This is a genomic window from Pseudomonas sp. PICF6, assembly GCF_009831705.1.
Lineage (GTDB): Bacteria > Pseudomonadota > Gammaproteobacteria > Pseudomonadales > Pseudomonadaceae > Aquipseudomonas > Aquipseudomonas rhizophila.
The window spans coordinates 70,565-90,935 of the sequence record NZ_WUUD01000020.1; the positions used below are offsets into that span (position 1 = coordinate 70,565).

The following is a 20,371-nucleotide window of genomic DNA, read 5'->3' on the forward strand; positions in this document are numbered from 1 at the left end:
CATTGTACGGGTTTGTCAGCCCCAAGGCATTGCCCGCACGATGGGCTACAGCATAGCCAAAAACCAGCTGTGTTGGCGTCAATTGGAGCATGCATTCTCTTTCGTGACAAAGGCTTATGAGGTGTTTTTATGAGCGAAGTGAAGCATTCACGCCTGATCATTCTCGGTTCCGGCCCTGCGGGATACAGCGCCGCTGTCTATGCCGCCCGCGCCAACCTCAAACCCGTTGTCATTACTGGCCAGCAGGCCGGTGGCCAGCTCACCACCACTGTCGAAGTCGACAATTGGCCCGGCGATGTCGAGGGTTTGACCGGTCCGGTGCTGATGGAACGCATGCAACGCCACGCCGAGCGCTTCGACACGCAGATCGTCTACGACCATATCCACACCGCCAAGTTGCAACAGCGCCCTTTCGAACTCATCGGCGACAGCGGCACCTACACCTGCGACGCGCTGATTATCGCCACTGGCGCTTCAGCCCAATACCTGGGCCTGGCCTCGGAGCAGACCTTCGCCGGCAGGGGCGTTTCCGCCTGTGCAACCTGCGACGGATTCTTTTACCGCAATCAGGTAGTGGCGGTGGTCGGCGGTGGTAATACGGCGGTTGAGGAGGCTTTGTACCTGTCCAACATCGCCCGTGAGGTACACCTGATTCACCGCCGGGACAAACTGCGCGCAGAGAAAATACTGCAGGACAAGCTGTTCGAAAAAGCCCGCAACGGCAATGTGAAGCTGCACTGGAAGCAGAATCTGGATGAAGTGCTGGGCGATGCAAGCGGCGTCACCGGCGCGCGTCTGCGCCAAAGTGAGACCGGCCAGACCAGCACCTTGTCCCTGGCCGGCGTGTTTATCGCTATCGGCCATCAACCCAACACCGAGCTGTTCCAGGGCCAACTGACAATGCGCGACGGCTACCTGATCGTCCGCGGCGGCAGCGAGGGCAATGCCACTGCAACCGATATCGAAGGCGTGTTCGCCGCCGGCGACGTGGCCGATCACGTGTATCGACAGGCCATTACATCGGCCGGCGCCGGTTGCATGGCCGCACTCGACGCCGAGAAGTATCTCGATGACATTCCGGTGGCTTGACGGTTAACCTTTAGGCGGGCTCTTGTCTGCGCACAAGACCCGCCCTCCCCTTCTGCGCGCCCGGATGACCATGCTGACTTGGCTACAACGCAACACGTTCGATTTTCCGCCACTGGCCAAAGCCTTGAGCGACCCCAATGGCTTGCTGGCCGCCGGTGGCGACCTGTCCGCCGATCGGCTGATCCGGGCCTATCGCCACGGCTGTTTCCCGTGGTTCTCCGAAGGCCAGCCGATCTTGTGGTGGTCACCGGATCCACGCACCGTATTGTTTCCCGACGAACTGCATGTATCGCGCAGCCTGGGCAAGCTTCTGCGCAAGCAACGCTATGCCGTGACGTTCGACAAGGACTTTGCCGCTGTCATCGAGGCCTGCGCCGCGCCCCGGGACTATGCTGACGGCACCTGGATCACCGAGGCCATGCAAACCGCCTATCTGGAGCTGCATCGACGCGGTTTCGCCCATTCAGTGGAGGTATGGGACCAGGGTATATTGGTGGGCGGCCTGTATGGCCTGGCCATGGGGCAGCTGTTTTTTGGCGAGTCCATGTTCAGTCGGGCCGATAACGCCTCGAAATTCGGCTTCGCCACCCTGGTCCAACATCTCAAAGCGGCCGGTTTCGTGCTGATCGACTGCCAAATGCCCACCGAACACTTGCACAGCCTCGGCGCCCGGTCGATCCCAAGGGCTGAGTTTGCCGGCTACCTCAAGGCGCATCTGGACCAGCCCAACCACGCAACCTGGGTTTGCTGAGCGACAATGGCGCTCCTGGCTTACACTTAATCCAAAGCTTACTCCCGAGGGTTGATCATGACCGAGTTGGCGCGCTTGAAGTTTTATGCCACTCAACCCCACTCTTGCAGTTACCTGCCCGAGGAGCAGGCCACGACGCTGTTCCTCGACCCTAGCCAGCCCATGGATGTGCATGTCTACGCAGATCTGTCGGAGATGGGCTTCCGTCGCAGCGGCGATCATCTCTACCGGCCCCATTGCCAACATTGCAATGCGTGCGTGCCGGCGCGCATTCCCGTGGCTCAGTTTGTACCCAATCGCCAGCAGAAGCGGATTTTCAAGCGCAACGCCGACCTGCAGGTCCGGCCAGCCAAGCCGCAGTTCAGCGAGGAGTATTTCGATCTGTACCAGCGCTACATCGAGCAGCGCCACGCCGACGGCGACATGTACCCGCCCAGTCGTGATCAGTTTTCGACCTTTCTGGTCCGCGACCTGCCCTTTTCCCGCTTCTATGAGTTCCGCCTCGAAGGGCGACTGGTGGCCATCGCCGTCACAGACCTGCTGCCCAACGGGCTTTCGGCGGTGTACACCTTCTACGAGCCCGACGAAGAACGGCGCAGTCTGGGGCGTTTTGCCATCCTCTGGCAGATCAACGAAGCCCGGCGCCTCGGGCTGGAAGCGGTGTACTTGGGCTACTGGATCAAAAACTGCAAAAAAATGAATTACAAGACCCAATATCGCCCCATCGAATTGCTGATTAACCAGAGATGGGTCGTCCTCAGTTAGAACCCCTTGGCTTAAACCCCCTTTTTCGGGCACAATGCACGCCGCTTTTGCCTGGCGCAGTTGCACCGGGCCATTCACTGGATACCGAGGGCTTTACTGCATGTCGAAAGAAGACAGCTTCGAAATGGAAGGCACTGTCGTCGACACCCTGCCCAACACCATGTTTCGTGTGGAGTTGGAAAATGGGCACGTCGTAACCGCGCACATCTCCGGCAAGATGCGCAAGAACTACATTCGTATTCTTACCGGTGACAAAGTGCGCGTCGAGCTGACGCCCTATGACTTGAGCAAAGGGCGCATCACTTACCGCGCTCGCTAACAAGTCAATACAAAACGCCCGGCTGATGCCGGGCGTTTTTGTTTGTCCGCGCCAATAATCACCTCACAACCCCGTGGGAGCGAGCCTGCTCGCGATGAGGCCGGCGCATTCGACATTACAGCCAACTGACCCACCGCTTTCGCGAGCAGGCTCGCTCCCACAGGAAATTTGTGGCGGATACAAATCCTGCAGTTATCCAGACCCGGAGGGGCCAGGTGTTTCTGAAGTCAGCAAAAAGGCGCCTTTCGGCGCCTTTTGCTTTTCCTGCGTGTAACGATCAGGCCATTTCAGCCGTGGTTTCGAAGTCGAAGGTCAGCTCGCCGTCCTTGATGTCGATGTGGACCACACCGCCATGTTCGGCCAGTTCGCCAAAGAGGATCTCCTCCGCCAGTGGACGCTTGATCTTGTCCTGGATCAGGCGAGCCATCGGCCGTGCCCCCATCGTCACATCGTAACCACCGGCCGCCAGCCAACTGCGGGCCGCATCGGTGACTTCCAGCAGCACACGCTTGTCTTCGAGCTGCGCCTGAAGTTCGGTAAGGAACTTGTCCACCACACTCTTGATGACCTCATGGCTGAGGCGACCAAACTGGATAATGGTGTCCAGGCGGTTGCGGAATTCAGGCGTGAAGCTCTTCTTGATCACTTCCATCGCATCGGACGAATGGTCCTGATGGGTGAAACCGATCGAAGCGCGAGCCGCGGTTTCGGCGCCGGCGTTGGTGGTCATGATGATGATCACATTGCGGAAATCCGCCTTGCGCCCATTGTTGTCGGTCAGCGTACCGTGATCCATGACCTGCAGGAGCAGGTTGAAGACTTCCGGATGCGCCTTCTCGATTTCATCGAGCAAGAGCACGCAATGCGGCTGCTTGGTGATGGCCTCGGTCAGCAGGCCGCCCTGGTCGAAACCGACATATCCCGGAGGCGCACCAATCAGACGCGATACGGTGTGACGCTCCATGTACTCGGACATGTCGAAGCGAACCAGCTCGATCCCCATCGCCTTGGCCAATTGCCGTGCGGCCTCGGTCTTGCCGACACCGGTGGGACCTGCGAACAGGAAAGAACCCACTGGTTTGTCCGGCGACTTGAGTCCGGCGCGAGACAACTTGATGGCGGTGGACAGCGAATCGATGGCTGCATCCTGACCGAACACGGTCAGCTTCAGGTCACGCTCCAGATTACGCAGCAGCTCCTTGTCGGAACTGGTGACGTGCTTGGGCGGAATCCGCGCGATTTTCGCCACGATGTCTTCGACCTGTGGCACTTCGATGCGCTTGACGCGCTTCTCCACTGGCTGAAGCCGCTGATAGGCACCCGCCTCGTCGATAACATCAATGGCCTTGTCCGGCATATGCCGGTCATTGATATAGCGCGAGGCCAGCTCAGCAGCGGCGCGCAGGGCTTCATCGCTGTATTCGATATTGTGGTGCAGTTCGAAACGCCCCTTCAGCCCACGCAGGATACCGATGGTGTCTTCCACCGAAGGCTCCGACACATCGACTTTCTGGAAACGCCGGGCCAGGGCACGGTCTTTTTCGAAGATCCCGCGAAATTCCTGGAACGTGGTCGAACCGATGCAACGGATATCACCCGAAGACAGCAGCGGCTTGAGCAGGTTCGAGGCATCCATGACACCACCGGACGCGGCACCGGCACCAATGATGGTGTGGATTTCGTCGATGAACAGGATCGCCTGCGGACGCTTTTTCAGCTCGCCCAGCAATGCCTTGAAGCGCTTCTCGAAATCACCGCGGTACTTGGTGCCCGCCAGCAAGGCCCCCAGATCGAGGGAATACACCACACTGTTGGCGAGCAGGTCCGGCACCTGGTTATCGACGATGCGCTTGGCCAGGCCTTCGGCGATCGCAGTCTTGCCCACGCCCGCCTCGCCCACCAGCAGCGGATTGTTCTTGCGGCGTCGGGCCAGGATCTGCGCGACCCGCTCGACTTCCGCCTCGCGTCCGACCAGTGGATCGATACGCCCCTGGCGCGCCAGTTCATTCAGATTGCTGGCATAGGCGTCCAGCGGATTGCCCGAAGAAGAAGACTCACCGCCCTCGTCATCCTGCATATCCTGTTCACCTTCGGAGTGATCGCCGTGCCCAGGTACCTTGGAAATGCCATGGGCGATGTAATTGACGACATCGATGCGCGCAACACTCTGCTGCTTGAGCAGGAAAACCGCCTGGCTTTCCTGTTCGCTGAAGATGGCGACCAGCACGTTGGCGCCGGTCACTTCACGCTTACCCGAGCTCTGTACATGAAAGACAGCACGCTGCAGGACACGCTGGAAGCCCAGGGTTGGCTGGGTTTCGCGATCCTCGTCATGAACGGGGATCAATGGCGTGGTGGAGTCGATGAACTCCTGCAAATCATGCTTGAGTTTATCGAGGTTTGCGCCGCAGGCACGCAAAACGGTGGCGGCAGCCTCGTTATCCAATAGGGCCAGCAGCAGGTGCTCGACGGTCATGAATTCATGACGCTTCGAACGAGCCTCCTTGAAGGCAAGATTGAGGGTGACTTCGAGCTCGCGGTTTAACATAGCTTCACCTCATACCCAAGTGGTCGGCGTTAACCGTCCTTCTCGATTTCACAGAGTAGCGGATGCTGGCTTTCCCGGGCGTACTGGTTGACCTGCATGGCCTTCGTCTCGGCGATGTCGCGGGTAAACACTCCACATACTGCCCGTCCCTCTGTATGGACGGCCAGCATGACCTTGGTCGCCAGCTCGCGATTCAGGTTAAAAAACACCTCGAGCACTTCGACGACGAAATCCATCGGTGTGTAGTCATCGTTGAACAAAACCACCTTGTACATCGGTGGCGCCTGTAATGCAGGCTTTGCTTCCTGAACAGCAATGCCTGCGGAATCGTCGTCATGTAGATCCGGGCGATCCTGATTGAATGTTAGTCGAATCTGGCTGATTGCATGCATGGAAAGAAAGGTTCGTTTAGTTGGCAAATACAGTGATGGGGGCGCTTGTAGGCGATTTCAACCACGTTCGCCGGGTCACCTTGACTATCGGGAAAACGGTGTTACAACCAATAGAGCCCATCGTGGGTTAAAAAGGTCCGTGGAATCGATCCTGTTTTCCAAGATTAGCCTGCGGATGGATTGGATGATACTCCACTGACGGAGTGTGTTGCAGAGGGATATGGCCTATGTCGGTCGTCAAGATGAGTGGCAAAGTCAAATGGTTCAACAATGCCAAGGGCTACGGTTTCATTATCGCAAACGGCAGGGATGAAGACCTTTTCGCCCATTACTCGGCGATTCAGATGGATGGCTATAAAACCCTGAGAGCCGGACAACGCGTCACGTTCGAAGTCATCCAGGGGCCCAAGGGCCTGCACGCGGTCAATATTGCACCCGACACCGTCGAAGATACCTCTTGCGCTACCCCCGTCAATGCCATGACCACTGAAGCCCATTGATCGGCACAAGCCTCCCCTGACAACAACAATGCCCGACTCGATCACTCGAGCCGGGCATTGTTTTGCTGACTGCCGATCCGCTTACATGTGCGAGATCAGTGCATCACCGAAGGCCGAGGAAGACAACAGCGTAGCGCCGTCCATCAGGCGCTCGAAGTCATAGGTCACGGTCTTGGCGGAAATCGCGCCGTTGGTGCCCTTGATGATCAGGTCGGCCGCTTCGGTCCACCCCATGTGTCGCAGCATCATTTCCGCCGACAGGATCAGCGAACCCGGGTTGACCTGGTCCTTGCCGGCATACTTGGGTGCCGTGCCGTGGGTGGCTTCGAACATCGCCACGGTGTCGGACAGGTTGGCGCCCGGCGCAATACCAATGCCCCCCACTTCCGCCGCCAAGGCGTCGGAGAGGTAGTCGCCGTTGAGGTTCAGGGTCGCGATCACGTCGTATTCGGCCGGGCGCAGCAGGATTTGCTGGAGCATGGCATCGGCGATGGCGTCCTTGACGATGACGTTCTTGCCGGTTCTCGGGTTCTTGAACTGCATCCAAGGCCCACCGTCGAGCAGGGTCGCGCCGAATTCCTCGGCCGCCACTTCGTAGGCCCACTCCTTGAAGGCACCTTCGGTGAACTTCATGATGTTGCCTTTATGCACGATGGTCAGCGAATCGCGATCGTTATCCACTACATATTGCAAGGCCTTGCGGGCCAGACGCTGAGTGCCCTGCTTGGAAACCGGCTTGACGCCGATGCCGCAATTCTCGTCGAAACGGATCTTGGTAACGCCCATTTCTTCTTTCAGGAACTTGATGACCTTGGTGGCTTCGGGCGAACCGGCTTTCCACTCGATACCGGCGTAGATGTCTTCGGAGTTCTCACGGAAGATCGTCATGTCCACGTCGCCAGGCTTCTTGACCGGGCTTGGCACGCCTTCGAACCAGCGCACCGGACGCAGGCATACATACAAGTCGAGCTGCTGGCGCAGGGCGACGTTCAGCGAGCGAATACCACCACCGACCGGCGTGGTCAGCGGGCCCTTGATGGAAACCACGTAGTCTTTGACCGCGTCCAGGGTTTCCTGGGGCAGCCAGGTGTCCTGGTCGTAAACCTGAGTTGCTTTCTCACCGGCGTAGACTTCCATCCAGGAAATCTTGCGCTTGCCGCCATAGGCCTTCTGAACCGCAGCGTCCACCACCTTGATCATGACCGGGCTGATATCGACGCCAATGCCGTCGCCTTCAATGAAGGGGATGATCGGGTTGTCGGGAACATTAAGAGAATGGTCTGCATTGACGGTGATTTTGTCACCGACGGCTGGAACCTGAATCTTTTGATACCCCATGCTGAACTCCATTGCTTGGATTGAACATCTGGCTGCGTTCGAGCGTACCCCAGTTGTATCGGCGCGCAAACCCTACGTTAGGCTCATCCGGGGAAAAGCGTTGCAGTTCGCGGTGTACAACCCTGAAAAACAAGGGAAAAGCGCCAAACGTGAGCATAGCCTGCTCCTCTAGCACTGCGACGTTTAGACCAATGGACGAGTACGCAAGTATATGAACCATCGGCAGATCGCCAGCTACCTATGTATAATGCCGCCGCTGACCACAGGGTCACGACGGCTGATGGCTCTATCACAAGACTTTCGGCCCGTTGAAAGCCGGACCGTTACCGCGGCCCGACCGCTTGACGCTCGACTGATGCACCCAACATCACCGCGAAGAAACCTCGACATTCGACTCACGGATGACTTTGAACGAACGCGCTTACCCGGCGCCCCTCGAGTTTCTGCGCATGCTTTAGCAAAGAAGAGAGTTAATCCGAATATGCCCACCCGCTCGAAGATCATCTACACCTTCACCGACGAAGCTCCCGCCCTCGCCACCTATTCGCTGCTGCCGATCGTCGAAGCCTTTACCGCCTCGGCCGACATCGCCGTGGAAACCCGCGATATCTCCCTTGCAGGGCGCATCCTGGCCAGCTTCCCCGAGCAACTGGGTGACAAAGCCGTCGCCGACCACCTCGCCGAACTGGGCGACCTGGCCGTGACGCCTGAAGCTAACATCATCAAGCTGCCGAACATCAGCGCCTCGGTGCCGCAACTGCAGGCCGCGATCAAGGAATTGCAGGCCCAGGGCTATTCACTGCCGGACTACCCGGAAACCGTGACCAGCGACGCCGAGAAAGACGCACGCGCCCGCTACGACAAGGTCAAGGGCAGCGCCGTGAACCCGGTCCTGCGTGAAGGCAACTCCGACCGCCGCGCACCGCTGTCGGTCAAGAACTACGCGCGCAAGCACCCGCACAAAATGGGCGCCTGGGCAGCCGACTCCAAGTCTCATGTGGCCCACATGAGCACCGGTGATTTCTACGGCAGCGAAAAAGCCGCCCTGATCGACGCCGCCGGCAGCGTGAAAATCGAGCTGATCGCTCAGGACAGCACTGCCACTGTCCTGAAAGAAAAAACCACCGTACAAGCCGGTGAGATCCTCGACTGCGCCGTGATGAGCAAGAACGCCCTGCGCGACTTCATCGCCGCTGAAATCGAAGACGCCAAGCAAAAAGGCGTCCTGCTGTCGGTCCACCTCAAGGCCACCATGATGAAGGTCTCCGACCCGATCATGTTCGGTCAGATCGTCGCCGAGTTCTACAAAGATGCCCTGGCCAAGCACGCACAAGTGCTGGAGCAGATCGGCTTCAACCTGAACAACGGCATCGGCGACCTGTACGCCCGCATCAAGGCCTTGCCGGCCGAGCAGCAGGCGCAGATCGAAGCCGACATCCAGGCGGTCTACGCGGCGCGCCCATCCCTGGCGATGGTCAACTCCGATAAAGGCATCACCAACCTGCACGTACCGAGCGACGTCATCGTCGACGCCTCGATGCCGGCCATGATCCGTGACTCCGGCAAGATGTGGGGCACCGACGGCCAGTTGCACGACACCAAGGCCGTGATCCCGGATCGCTGCTACGCCACCATCTACCAGGCGGTGATCGAAGACTGCAAGCAACACGGCGCTTTCGATCCGACCACCATGGGCAGCGTGCCGAACGTCGGCCTGATGGCCAAGAAAGCCGAAGAGTACGGTTCCCACGACAAGACCTTCCAGATCAAGGCCGACGGCGTGGTCCGTGTTTCGGACAACACCGGTCGCACCCTGCTGGAGCAGAACGTCGAGGCGGGCGATATCTTCCGCATGTGCCAGACCAAGGACGCGCCGATCCAGGATTGGGTCAAGCTGGCCGTCAACCGTGCCCGCGCCAGCAGCACCCCGGCGATTTTCTGGCTGGACCCGATGCGCGCCCATGACGGCGTGGTGATCGAGAAAGTCCAGGCCTACCTGAAGAACCACGACACTGCCGGCCTGGACATCCGCATCATGTCGCCGGTCGACGCGATGAAATTCACCCTGGCCCGCACCCGCGAAGGCAAGGACACCATTTCGGTGACCGGCAACGTGCTGCGCGACTACCTGACCGACCTGTTCCCGATCATGGAACTGGGCACCAGCGCCAAGATGCTGTCCATCGTGCCGCTGATGAACGGCGGTGGCCTGTTCGAAACCGGCGCCGGCGGTTCGGCACCCAAGCACGTTCAGCAGTTGCTGGAAGAAAACTTCCTGCGCTGGGATTCCCTGGGCGAGTTCCTGGCCCTGGCCGCGTCCCTCGAACACCTGGGCGTGACCTACAACAACCCTAAAGCCCTGGTGCTGGCCAAGACCCTGGATCAGGCCACCGGTGAGTTCCTGGACCGCAACAAGTCGCCTTCGCGCAAGGTCGGCGGCATCGACAACCGCGGCAGCCACTTCTACCTGACCCTGTTCTGGGCCCAGGCATTGGCCGCGCAAAACGACGACGCAGCCCTCAAGGCCCAGTTCACTGCCCTGGCCAAGACACTGACCGACAACGAAGAAAAAATCGTTGCCGAGCTCAATGCCGTCCAAGGCAAACCGGTGGACATCGGCGGTTACTACTTCGCCAACCCGGAGCTGACCAGCAAGGCCATGCGCCCAAGCAACACCTTCAACGCGGCGATTGCTGCACTGGTGTAAGGTTGTAAAGGAACAACACAAACCCCGGCCCTGGTGCCGGGGTTTGTGTTTCCAGACACAACGCATCCCCCCGTGGGAGCGAGCCTGCTCGCGATAGCGGTATAACATTCAACACTGACGCTGACTGACACACCGCTATCGCGAGCAGGCTCGCTCCCACATTTGACCGTGTTCAACCTTTGAATCGAGAACGCTTCATGGACTGGAACCCCCACATCACCGTCGCCACCATCGTCGAAGACAACGGCCGCTTCCTGATGGTGGAAGAATCCAAGGGCGGACGAGCGGTGCTCAACCAGCCTGCAGGCCACCTGGACCCGAACGAAACCCTGATCGAAGCCGCCGTGCGCGAAACCCTGGAAGAAACCGGCTGGGACGTCGAACCTACCAGCGTGGTGGGCATTTACCTGTACACCGCCCCCAGTAATGGCGTGACCTACCAACGGGTCTGTTTCGCCGCCAAGGCCCTGAACCACCGTCCGGACTATCCACTGGATGATGGCATCCTGGGCGCCAAGTGGCTGACCCGCAACGAGTTGCTCGAACAGCGTGAACACTGGCGCAGCGAGCTGATCATCCGTTGCATCGACGATTATCTGGCCGGTCATCGCCACAGTCTGACGCTGATCCGTCCTTCTCTTTAGCCTTGCGCGTCCGGGCCTGATAGAATCGCGTCCTTTTTCAAGACACTCATTGAACTGCTATGCGTGATCCAGCCCCTTCTGACACCACCAACAAGCGCGTCATTGTCGGCATGTCCGGCGGCGTGGACTCTTCCGTTTCCGCCCTTCTGCTGATCGAGCAGGGTTATGAGGTGGAAGGCCTGTTCATGAAGAACTGGGAAGAAGACGACGGAACCGAATACTGCACCGCCATGGACGACCTGGCGGACGCCCAGGCCGTCTGCGACAGGATCGGCATCAAGCTGCACACCGCCAACTTCGCCGCCGAGTACTGGGACAACGTGTTCGAGCACTTCCTGGCCGAATACAAGGCCGGCCGTACGCCGAACCCGGACATCCTCTGCAACCGCGAAATCAAGTTCAAGGCGTTCCTCGACTACGCCATGATGCTCGGCGCTGACCTGATCGCTACCGGTCACTATGTGCGCCGCCGCGACATCGACGGCCGCACCGAACTGCTCAAGGGCCTGGACCCGAACAAGGACCAGAGCTACTTCCTGCACGCCGTCGGCGGCGAGCAGATCGCCAAGACCCTGTTCCCGGTGGGCGAGCTGGAAAAGCCGCAAGTGCGCGCGATCGCCGAAAAACACGCCCTGGCCACCGCCAAGAAGAAAGATTCCACCGGCATCTGCTTTATCGGCGAGCGGCGTTTCAGCGACTTCCTCAAGCAGTACCTGCCGGCCCAGCCAGGCGAAATCAAGACCACCGAAGGCGAAGTCATCGGCCGCCATCATGGCCTGATGTACCACACCATCGGCCAGCGCCAGGGCCTGGGCATCGGCGGGCTGAAGGACGCCGGTGAAGAGCCGTGGTACGTACTGGTCAAGGACTTGGAGCACAACGAGCTGATCGTCGGCCAGGGCAACGACCATCCGTGGTTGTTCTCCCGCGCCCTGCTCGCCTCCGACATCTATTGGGTCAACCCGATCGACCTCAGCCAACCGCGCCGTCTGACGGCCAAGGTTCGCTACCGCCAGAGTGATCAGCCCTGCATGCTGGAAAAAACCGCCACGGGCTATCGCGCGACGTTCGATGACCCACAACGAGCAGTCACACCCGGCCAGTCCGTGGTGTTCTACGACGGGGAAATCTGCCTGGGCGGCGGCGTGATCGAAGTCGCAGAGCCCTGGAGCAGCAAGGCATGAGCCCGACCCAGGAGCAACTGACGGCATTGGGCGGTGTGTTTCTCGCCGCCGTGCTGGTGGATCGGATCGCCAAGACCGGCCAGGCAACCGAAGCGGGCCTGAGCTGCATGCTCGGCAGCCTGCTGATTCGTGACCCCAAGGACACACTTGAAGTCTATGGCGGCGATGACCTGAACCTGCGCGAGGGTTATCGCGCACTGATCGGCGCCCTGGAGCGCGACCCCAGCACTCTGCAACGCGAGCCGCTGCGCTACGCCCTGTCGATGCTGGGCCTGGAACGTCAATTGGCCAAGCGCGACGACCTGCTGGATACCATCGGCAATCGCCTGCCGCAGATTCAGTCTCAGGTTGAACACTTCGGTCCCGCCCACGAAAACGTCATCGCCGCTTGCGGTGCGCTGTACCAGGACACCCTGAGCACCTTGCGCCAGCGCATCCAGGTACACGGCGACATGCGCAATCTGCAACAACCGAGCAATGCCTCGAAGATCCGCGCCCTGTTACTGGCCGGAATTCGCTCGGCGCGGTTGTGGCGGCAGTTGGGTGGTCATCGCTGGCAGCTGGTGATCAGCCGACGCAAATTGCTGAAAGAGCTTTACCCGTTGATGCGCAACGAATAAGTCGCCTCAACCCGTTTTTTTTGTGGCGAGGGAGCTTGCTCCCGCTGGACTGCAACGCAGTCCTTTGAGTCCGGCTGATCCACCGGACTGCCTGGACTCAGGGCCGCTTCGCGCCCCAGCGGGAGCAAGCTCCCTCGCCACAGGTGGTAAATAGTGTTCCGTTACGCGTAATACGCCGGTCAGTTGGCGACGGACCGGCGATTGTTTTCATGTATGATACGCGCCCCATTTCGTTGCCCGACTGTCCGAGAACACCCCATGCAGCTTTCTTCGCTCACTGCGGTTTCCCCTGTTGACGGCCGCTACGCCGGCAAAACCCAGGCCCTGCGCCCGATTTTCAGCGAGTACGGCCTGATCCGCGCTCGCGTCCTGGTTGAAGTGCGCTGGCTCCAGCGCCTTGCCGCTCACCCTGGCATTGCCGAAGTCCCGGCGTTTTCCGCGCAAGCCAACGCGGTGCTGAACGCCCTGGCTGAAAACTTTGTGCTGGAGTACGCCGAGCGCGTCAAAGAGATCGAGCGCACCACCAACCACGACGTCAAAGCCATTGAATACCTGCTCAAGGAGCAGGCGGCCAAGCTGCCGGAACTGGCCAACGTCAGCGAATTCATCCACTTTGCCTGCACCAGCGAGGACATCAACAACCTGTCCCACGCCCTGATGCTGCGCGAAGGCCGTGATGACGTGATGCTGCCGCTGATGCGCCAGACCGCCCAGGCCATCCGCGAGTTGGCAATCCGCTTCGCCGACGTACCGATGCTATCGCGCACCCATGGTCAACCGGCTTCGCCGACCACCCTGGGCAAGGAACTGGCGAACGTGGTGTACCGTCTGGAGCGCCAGATCGCCCAGGTCGCCGCCGTGCCACTGCTGGGCAAGATCAACGGCGCCGTGGGCAACTACAACGCGCACCTGTCGGCCTACCCGGACATCGACTGGGAAGCCAACGCCCGCGCCTTCATCGAAGACGAGCTGGGCCTGAGCTTCAACCCGTACACCACCCAGATCGAGCCGCACGACTACATCGCCGAGCTGTTCGATGCGATCGCGCGCTTCAACACCATCCTGATCGACTTCGACCGTGACATCTGGGGCTACATCTCCCTGGGTTATTTCAAGCAGCGCACCATCGCTGGCGAAATCGGTTCCTCGACCATGCCGCACAAGGTCAACCCGATCGACTTCGAAAACTCCGAAGGCAATCTGGGCATCGCCAACGCGCTGTTCCAGCACCTGGCGAGCAAGCTGCCGATCTCCCGCTGGCAGCGCGACCTGACCGACTCTACCGTGCTGCGCAACCTGGGCGTGGGTTTTGCCCACAGCGTCATTGCCTATGAAGCCAGCCTCAAGGGCATCAGCAAGCTGGAACTCAACGAGCAGAAAATCGCCGCCGACCTGGATGCCTGCTGGGAAGTCCTGGCCGAGCCGATCCAGACCGTGATGCGTCGCTACAACATCGAAAACCCGTATGAAAAGCTCAAAGAACTGACCCGTGGCAAGGGCATCAGTCCTGAAGCGTTGCAGACTTTCATTGATGGCCTGGACATGCCTGCCGAGGCCCGCGCCGAGCTGAAAAAGCTCACGCCGGCCAACTACATCGGCAACGCAGCGGCACAAGCCAAGCGCATCTGATCCACCGTTTTGCCCTGAGACGCCCGGCCGCGCCGGGCGTTTTTATTCGCGTCTGAAAAGTATATTTTTTCAATAGGTTACACATGAATCCTGATATTCCTCTGCAACTCCTGGGCGGCATCACGGCACGGGAGTTCCTGCGCGATTACTGGCAGAAAAAACCACTGCTGATCCGCCAGGCGATTCCAGACTTCCAAAGCCCGATCGATGCCGACGAACTGGCCGGCCTGGCCCTGGAAGAAGAAGTCGAATCGCGCTTGGTCATCGAGCACGGCGAACGTCCTTGGGAATTGCGTCGCGGCCCGTTTGCCGAAGACGAATTCAGCAAACTGCCGGAGCGCGAGTGGACCCTGCTGGTGCAGGCTGTCGATCAATTCGTACCCGAAGTCAGCGAACTGCTGGAAAACTTCCGCTTCCTGCCAAGCTGGCGCATCGACGATGTGATGATCAGCTTCGCCGCCCCGGGTGGCAGCGTCGGCCCGCATTTCGACAACTACGACGTGTTCCTGCTGCAAGGCCATGGCCAGCGCAATTGGAAAATCGGCCAAATGTGCGACTCCGAGAGCCCGCTGCTGCAACACGCCGACCTGCGCATCCTCGCCGACTTCGAAGCCACCGACGAGTGGACCCTGGAACCGGGCGACATGCTTTACCTGCCGCCACGCTTGGCGCACTGCGGCGTGGCCGTGGATGACTGCATGACCTACTCGGTAGGCTTCCGCGCGCCGAGCGCTGCCGAAGTGCTGACCCACTTCACCGACTTCCTCAGCCAGTTCCTGCCGGACGAAGAACGCTACACCGACGCCGATGCGCGCCCGGTGGCCGACCCGCACCAGATCCAGCACGACGCCCTCGATCGCCTCAAGGGCCTGCTGGCCGAGCACATGAGCGACGAGCGCCTGCTGCTGACCTGGTTCGGCCAGTTCATGACCGAGCCGCGCTACCCGGAGCTGGTGGTAGGCCCGGAACTGGAAGAAGACGACCTGCTGGCCGGCCTGGAACAGGGCGCAGTGATCATCCGCAACCCAAGCGCCCGCCTGGCCTGGTCGGAAGTCGATGATGACCTGCTGCTGTTTGCCAGCGGCCAGAGCCGTTATCTGCCGGGCAAGCTGCGCGACCTGCTGAAAATGATCTGCGCCGCCGATGCCCTGCACAGCGAAAACCTCGGCCCGTGGCTGGCCGACGAAGACGGTCGCGGCCTGATCTGCGAGCTGGTCAAGCAAGGCAGCCTGGGGTTCGCTGATGAATAAAATCCACGTTCGTGTCGCAGACTGGCAAAAGGATAACGCCGAGATCCGGCGCATTCGTGAGACTGTGTTCATTGCCGAGCAATCCGTCCCGCCTGAACTGGAATGGGATGCCGATGACCAGAGCGCGGTGCATTTTCTGGCGTTTGAAGGCGACTTCCCCATCGGCACCGCGCGCCTGTTGACTGACGGCCATATCGGTCGCGTCTCGGTCCTCAAGGACTGGCGCGGCCTGAAGGTGGGTGACGCGCTGATGCACGCCGTGATCGCCGAAGCCGAGAAGCGTGGGCTCAAGCAGCAGATGCTCAGCGCCCAGGTGCATGCCACGCCGTTCTACGAGCGATTGGGCTTTGCGGTGGTCAGCGAGGAGTTCCTGGAAGCCGGGATTCCGCATGTGGACATGGTGCGTCACTCGGGCTGAAACCAAACCCTGTGGCGAGGGGATTTATCCCCGCTGGGCTGCTCCGCAGCCCCAAATCAATCACTGCGGTGTGTCAGGTTGATGTAATCGGCTTCATTGGGGCTGCTGCGCAGCCCAGCGGGGATAAATCCCCTCGCCACAAGAGCATCATGCAACCACAAAACGCCCCGCCATCCACCGATGCCGGGGCGTTTTGCCGTCTAACATTCAACTTGCCCCACCCCAGGCCGACAAACTGGCAATATCAAGCCTTTGTCTCGCGGAGAAATGGACATGTCCTTACGCACCCTGCTCGCCACCCTGCTGCTCGGCTGCAGCCTGTCGGTGATGGCCGCTACTGAAATCGTCCCGCTGAACTACCGAACCAGCGCCGACCTGTTGCCGGTGGCGCAGAATTTCATCGGCAAGGACGGCCAGGTCAGCGCCTATGGCAACCAACTGATCGTCAATGCCGAGCCCAGTAAAATCGAGGAGCTCAAGGCATTTCTCGCCCAACTGGACACCGCCCCCAAGCGCCTGCTGATCACGGTCGACACCAACGAAAACAACTTGCAGGGCGACCAGGGCTATTCGATCAACGGCGCCGCTCCCAGCCAGACCCGCATCATCAACCGCAGCACCGCCAGCCGCGAAGGCGGCGTGCAGCAGGTACAAGCCAGCGAAGGCCAGCCAGCGCTGATTCAGGTCGGCCAGAGCGTGCCGTTCACCAGCACCCAGACCGACACCTACGGCCGCCTGCAAAGCCAGACCGAATACCGCAACGTCACCCAGGGCTTCTATGTCACGGCCAGCGTCACCGGCGAGACCGTTCATCTGAACATCAGTACCAACCGTGACCGCATGAGCCAGGAACGTCCCGATGTAGTGAACGTTCAAAGTACCGACACAACGGTCAGCGGCCGCTTGGGTGAATGGATCACCCTGGCCGGGGTCAATCGCCAGACTCAGGCCGATAAACAGGGGCTGAGCCGCAGCTACTCGACCCAAGGCCGGGACGACATGATTCTGCGGGTCAAGGTGGATACCCTGAACTGAAGCACCAAAAACTGACTGACGAGTCGTATTAGACCAAAGATGTAGTGCTATAAAAAAAGCACTACAAAACGTTTGACGAGCCAAAAAACCGAAGGCATGATGGCCTCGCTCCCGCTAATCAGGGGCCCTGGCAAGGGCCTTCGGGTCGACGCTTGCAACTACCCTGCGAGCCGATTCGTGTCTGTACCGCCCACAAGGTGTGTTTGACGAGGTTGCGACTGGAACGAAGTTGTCCCGAGGGACGGAAGCGTAACTAGGTAACCCGGCATCACTCTGAGTTCGTATAAAGGCCCACGACGCCCGAATGCGCCCGCAGTTCGCCTCTACCTGCTCACTTTCCCCTCGAGCCCATCGTTCATCCCGTCGCCTCCCCGCCTGAACCGACTTGACCGTCCAACCCCTGGTCGGCAGGAGCAGGAATTTTCCACCCCAGACCTATGCGACGAGGTTTATCTCCATGGCACTGACACGCGAACAGCAAATTGCAGCCCTTGAAAAAGATTGGGCTGAAAACCCGCGCTGGAAAGGCGTGAAGCGCAATTACTCCGCTGCTGACGTCGTCCGTCTGCGTGGCTCGGTTCAACCTGAGCACACTTTTGCGAAAATGGGCGCCGAGAAACTGTGGAACCTGGTCACCCAGGGCGCCAAGCCAGCCTTCCGTCCCGAGAAAGATTTCGTCAACTGCATGGGCGCCCTGACCGGCGGCCAGGCTGTGCAGCAAGTCAAGGCCGGTATCCAGGCGATCTACCTGTCGGGCTGGCAAGTGGCTGCGGACAACAACTCCGCCGAGTCGATGTACCCGGACCAGTCGCTGTACCCGGTGGATTCGGTTCCAACCGTGGTCAAGCGCATCAACAACTCGTTCCGTCGTGCCGACCAGATCCAGTGGAAAGCCGGCAAGAACCCAGGCGACGAAGGCTACATCGACTACTTCGCGCCAATCGTGGCCGACGCTGAAGCCGGTTTCGGCGGTGTACTGAACGCCTACGAGCTGATGAAGAGCATGATCGAAGCAGGCGCCGCCGGCGTTCACTTCGAAGACCAACTGGCTTCGGTGAAGAAATGCGGCCACATGGGCGGCAAAGTATTGGTACCGACCCAGGAAGCCGTGCAGAAGCTCACCGCTGCCCGCCTGGCCGCCGACGTTGCCGGCGTACCGACCATCATCCTGGCCCGTACCGACGCCAACGCCGCTGACCTGCTGACTTCCGACTGCGACCCGTACGACCAGCCGTTCGTGACCGGCACCCGCACCCAGGAAGGCTTCTACAAGGTTCGCGCCGGTCTCGACCAGGCGATCGCCCGTGGCCTGGCCTACGCGCCGTACGCCGACCTGATCTGGTGCGAAACCGCCAAGCCGGACTTGGACGAGGCGCGTCGCTTCGCCGAAGCGATCAAGAAGGAATACCCGGACCAACTGCTGTCGTACAACTGCTCGCCTTCCTTCAACTGGAAGAAAAACCTGGACGACGCGACCATCGCCAAGTTCCAGCGCGAACTGTCCGCCATGGGCTACAAGCACCAGTTCATCACCCTGGCCGGCATTCACAACATGTGGCACAGCATGTTCAACCTGGCGCACGACTACGCCCGCAACGACATGACCGCCTACGTGAAGCTGCAAGAGCAGGAGTTCGCTGACGCCGCCAAGGGCTACACCTTCGTGGCTCACCAGCAGGAAGTGGGCACTGGCTACTTCGACGACATGACCACCGTGATCCAGGGCGGCACCTCCTCGGTAACCGCGCTGACCGGTTCCACCGAAGAAGAGCAGTTCCACTGATCCTCGGCATGCCTTGAGTCAACGGCCCTTGCGGACCGAATAAAAGCTAACCGCAAAGCCGACGTTCTGCAGCCCCGACTGGTTCGGGGCTTTTTTTCGCCGGTTTTCCAGCTTTCACCAACCGTTGATCGTCAAGGCCATGCGGTTTTTTGGTATGAGTGGGGATCGGAACGACCATTGCTGGAATTACCAGTTGGAGCATGGCCGCCAGCCCCCCCCCCCTTTCACACCTTGAAGTGACTGACCAACTGCTGCAACTGGTTACCCAGGCGCGCCAATTCGATGCTGGAGGCTGCGGTTTCTTCGCTGGCTGAGGCGGTCTGTTCGGATACATCGCGCACACTCAGGACACTGCGACTGATTTCCTCGGCCACCGAGCTTTGTTGCACCGCGGCGGCGGCAATCTGTTGGTTCATGGCCTGAATGCCAGAAACCGCCTGGGTGATGTTGCCCAGGGATGTGCCGGCCTTGCATGCCAATTCCACGCTGCTGTCGGTCAGTTCGCGGCTGCTCTGCATAATGCTCGATACCTGACGCGTGCCGCTCTGCAAGCCCGCCACCAGGCTCTCGATCTCTTCGGTGGAATGCTGGGTACGCTGGGCCAGCCCACGCACTTCGTCGGCGACCACGGCAAAACCGCGCCCGGCGTCACCCGCGCGAGCGGCCTCAATGGCGGCGTTAAGGGCCAGCAAGTTGGTCTGCTCAGCCACCGCCCTGATCACGTCCATGATCTTGCCGATGCGACCGCTTTCTTGCTCCAGCTCGTTCATGGCGTCGACTGAGCGCCCGACCTCGCTGGCCAAGCGCTCGATCTGAACGATGGCTTGCGCGACCACCTGGTCGCCAATACGGGCTTGTGCATCGGCCTCTGAAGCGGCTGCGCGAGCCTGTTCGGCATTACGCGCGACTTCATGCACGGTAACCGACATTTCGTGCATGGCGGTCGCCACCTGATCGGTCTCGATCTTCTGACTATTGACCCCGGCACTGGTCTGCTCAGTAACAGCCGATAGCTCTTCGGCGGCACTGGCGATTTGGGTGACACCATCGCGGATGCCACCGATCAGGTCGCGCAAGGTGCTGCCCATACGCTGAATACCCTGCTGCAAGACACCCAGCTCATCACGACGAGTCACGATCATGTGTTGCGTGAGGTCGCCTGCCGCAATGCGATCGACCACAGCCAATGTGTCTTGCAACGGCCGTGTAATCTGGCGGGTGATGATCAGGGCGGCGAAAATCCCCAACAACATCGCCAAGGCAGTACAGCTCAGCTGCAGAATGCGAGCCTGGGCGCTGTCTTCGTCACGGGAAACCAGTTGGCTGGCATACATTTCGTCAGACAGACGGGTGATGGTTTCACCCAAATCGGTGGTGTCCTGCACAGCCTTGCCTATGG

The 20,371-nt window shown here is 60.0% G+C and carries 18 protein-coding genes; 14 read left to right on the forward strand and 4 right to left on the reverse strand.

The window, feature by feature from the left end; translation table 11 throughout:
* The first annotated feature begins 129 nt into the window (after positions 1 to 129).
* From trxB to infA, 4 genes are all read left to right on the forward strand, one after another.
* A complete protein-coding gene (trxB, locus tag GSM73_RS13545) occupies positions 130 to 1,089 on the forward strand; it encodes a thioredoxin-disulfide reductase (RefSeq protein ID WP_160892937.1) in 960 nt (319 codons plus the stop codon).
* A gap of 70 nt (positions 1,090 to 1,159) precedes the next feature.
* Positions 1,160 to 1,840: a leucyl/phenylalanyl-tRNA--protein transferase gene (aat, locus tag GSM73_RS13550; protein WP_047227754.1), complete on the forward strand. Its 681-nt coding sequence runs from the start codon at positions 1,160 to 1,162 to the stop codon at positions 1,838 to 1,840.
* A gap of 57 nt (positions 1,841 to 1,897) precedes the next feature.
* On the forward strand, positions 1,898 to 2,605 hold the full coding sequence (locus GSM73_RS13555; protein WP_047227720.1) for an arginyltransferase: 708 nt from the start codon (positions 1,898 to 1,900) through the stop codon (positions 2,603 to 2,605).
* 100 nt (positions 2,606 to 2,705) lie between these two features.
* Entirely contained in the window at positions 2,706 to 2,924 is a 219-nt protein-coding gene (gene infA, locus GSM73_RS13560; RefSeq protein ID WP_002553999.1) for a translation initiation factor IF-1, read from the forward strand.
* Positions 2,925 to 3,201: 277 nt separating this feature from the next.
* On the opposite strand, the gene clpA is transcribed toward infA, so the two are convergent.
* Together clpA and clpS are read right to left on the reverse strand one after the other, a co-directional pair.
* Positions 3,202 to 5,472, reverse strand: coding sequence for an ATP-dependent Clp protease ATP-binding subunit ClpA (gene clpA, locus GSM73_RS13565; protein WP_047227721.1), 2,271 nt, complete (start codon positions 5,470 to 5,472; stop codon positions 3,202 to 3,204).
* Positions 5,473 to 5,501: 29 nt separating this feature from the next.
* Positions 5,502 to 5,864 carry an ATP-dependent Clp protease adapter ClpS gene (clpS, locus tag GSM73_RS13570; RefSeq protein ID WP_015094394.1) on the reverse strand — a complete coding sequence of 121 codons (363 nt, stop codon included), beginning with the start codon at positions 5,862 to 5,864 and terminating at the stop codon, positions 5,502 to 5,504.
* Positions 5,865 to 6,091: 227 nt separating this feature from the next.
* Here clpS and cspD point away from each other — a divergent pair, with 227 nt between their 5' ends.
* The gene (gene cspD, locus GSM73_RS13575; protein WP_047227722.1) at positions 6,092 to 6,364 is read left to right on the forward strand and encodes a cold shock domain-containing protein CspD; all 273 of its coding nucleotides are present in this window, start codon (positions 6,092 to 6,094) and stop codon (positions 6,362 to 6,364) included.
* A gap of 81 nt (positions 6,365 to 6,445) precedes the next feature.
* On the opposite strand, the gene icd is transcribed toward cspD, so the two are convergent.
* The gene (gene icd / locus GSM73_RS13580; protein ID WP_047227723.1) at positions 6,446 to 7,702 is read right to left on the reverse strand and encodes an NADP-dependent isocitrate dehydrogenase; all 1,257 of its coding nucleotides are present in this window, start codon (positions 7,700 to 7,702) and stop codon (positions 6,446 to 6,448) included.
* A 481-nt stretch (positions 7,703 to 8,183) separates the two neighbouring features.
* Here icd and GSM73_RS13585 point away from each other — a divergent pair, with 481 nt between their 5' ends.
* From GSM73_RS13585 to aceA, 9 genes are all read left to right on the forward strand, one after another.
* Complete coding sequence (locus GSM73_RS13585; RefSeq protein ID WP_160892939.1) at positions 8,184 to 10,409, forward strand: NADP-dependent isocitrate dehydrogenase; 2,226 nt, start codon at positions 8,184 to 8,186, stop codon at positions 10,407 to 10,409.
* 197 nt (positions 10,410 to 10,606) lie between these two features.
* Positions 10,607 to 11,053 carry an NUDIX hydrolase gene (locus GSM73_RS13590; RefSeq protein ID WP_047227725.1) on the forward strand — a complete coding sequence of 149 codons (447 nt, stop codon included), beginning with the start codon at positions 10,607 to 10,609 and terminating at the stop codon, positions 11,051 to 11,053.
* 59 nt (positions 11,054 to 11,112) lie between these two features.
* A complete protein-coding gene (mnmA, locus tag GSM73_RS13595) occupies positions 11,113 to 12,237 on the forward strand; it encodes a tRNA 2-thiouridine(34) synthase MnmA (RefSeq protein WP_047227726.1) in 1,125 nt (374 codons plus the stop codon).
* The gene (hflD, locus tag GSM73_RS13600; RefSeq protein ID WP_047227727.1) at positions 12,234 to 12,857 is read left to right on the forward strand and encodes a high frequency lysogenization protein HflD; all 624 of its coding nucleotides are present in this window, start codon (positions 12,234 to 12,236) and stop codon (positions 12,855 to 12,857) included. The genes mnmA and hflD overlap by 4 nt, the downstream gene beginning before the upstream one ends.
* Positions 12,858 to 13,115: 258 nt before the next feature.
* Entirely contained in the window at positions 13,116 to 14,486 is a 1,371-nt protein-coding gene (gene purB, locus GSM73_RS13605) for an adenylosuccinate lyase (protein WP_160892941.1), read from the forward strand.
* Positions 14,487 to 14,569: 83 nt separating this feature from the next.
* On the forward strand, positions 14,570 to 15,736 hold the full coding sequence (locus tag GSM73_RS13610) for a cupin domain-containing protein (RefSeq protein ID WP_047227729.1): 1,167 nt from the start codon (positions 14,570 to 14,572) through the stop codon (positions 15,734 to 15,736).
* A complete protein-coding gene (locus GSM73_RS13615; protein WP_047227730.1) occupies positions 15,729 to 16,154 on the forward strand; it encodes a GNAT family N-acetyltransferase in 426 nt (141 codons plus the stop codon). Before GSM73_RS13610 ends, GSM73_RS13615 begins: the two co-directional genes overlap by 8 nt.
* Positions 16,155 to 16,427: 273 nt before the next feature.
* Positions 16,428 to 17,189: a secretin N-terminal domain-containing protein gene (locus GSM73_RS13620; protein ID WP_047227731.1), complete on the forward strand. Its 762-nt coding sequence runs from the start codon at positions 16,428 to 16,430 to the stop codon at positions 17,187 to 17,189.
* Between the two features lie 457 nt (positions 17,190 to 17,646).
* Positions 17,647 to 18,972 (forward strand): isocitrate lyase, encoded by a 1,326-nt coding sequence (aceA, locus tag GSM73_RS13625; protein WP_014337679.1) that lies wholly within the window; start codon positions 17,647 to 17,649, stop codon positions 18,970 to 18,972.
* 224 nt (positions 18,973 to 19,196) lie between these two features.
* Here the strand turns inward: aceA and GSM73_RS13630 are convergent.
* On the reverse strand, positions 19,197 to 20,371 hold a 1,175-nt coding region (locus GSM73_RS13630), incomplete at its 5' end, for a methyl-accepting chemotaxis protein (RefSeq protein WP_256676898.1).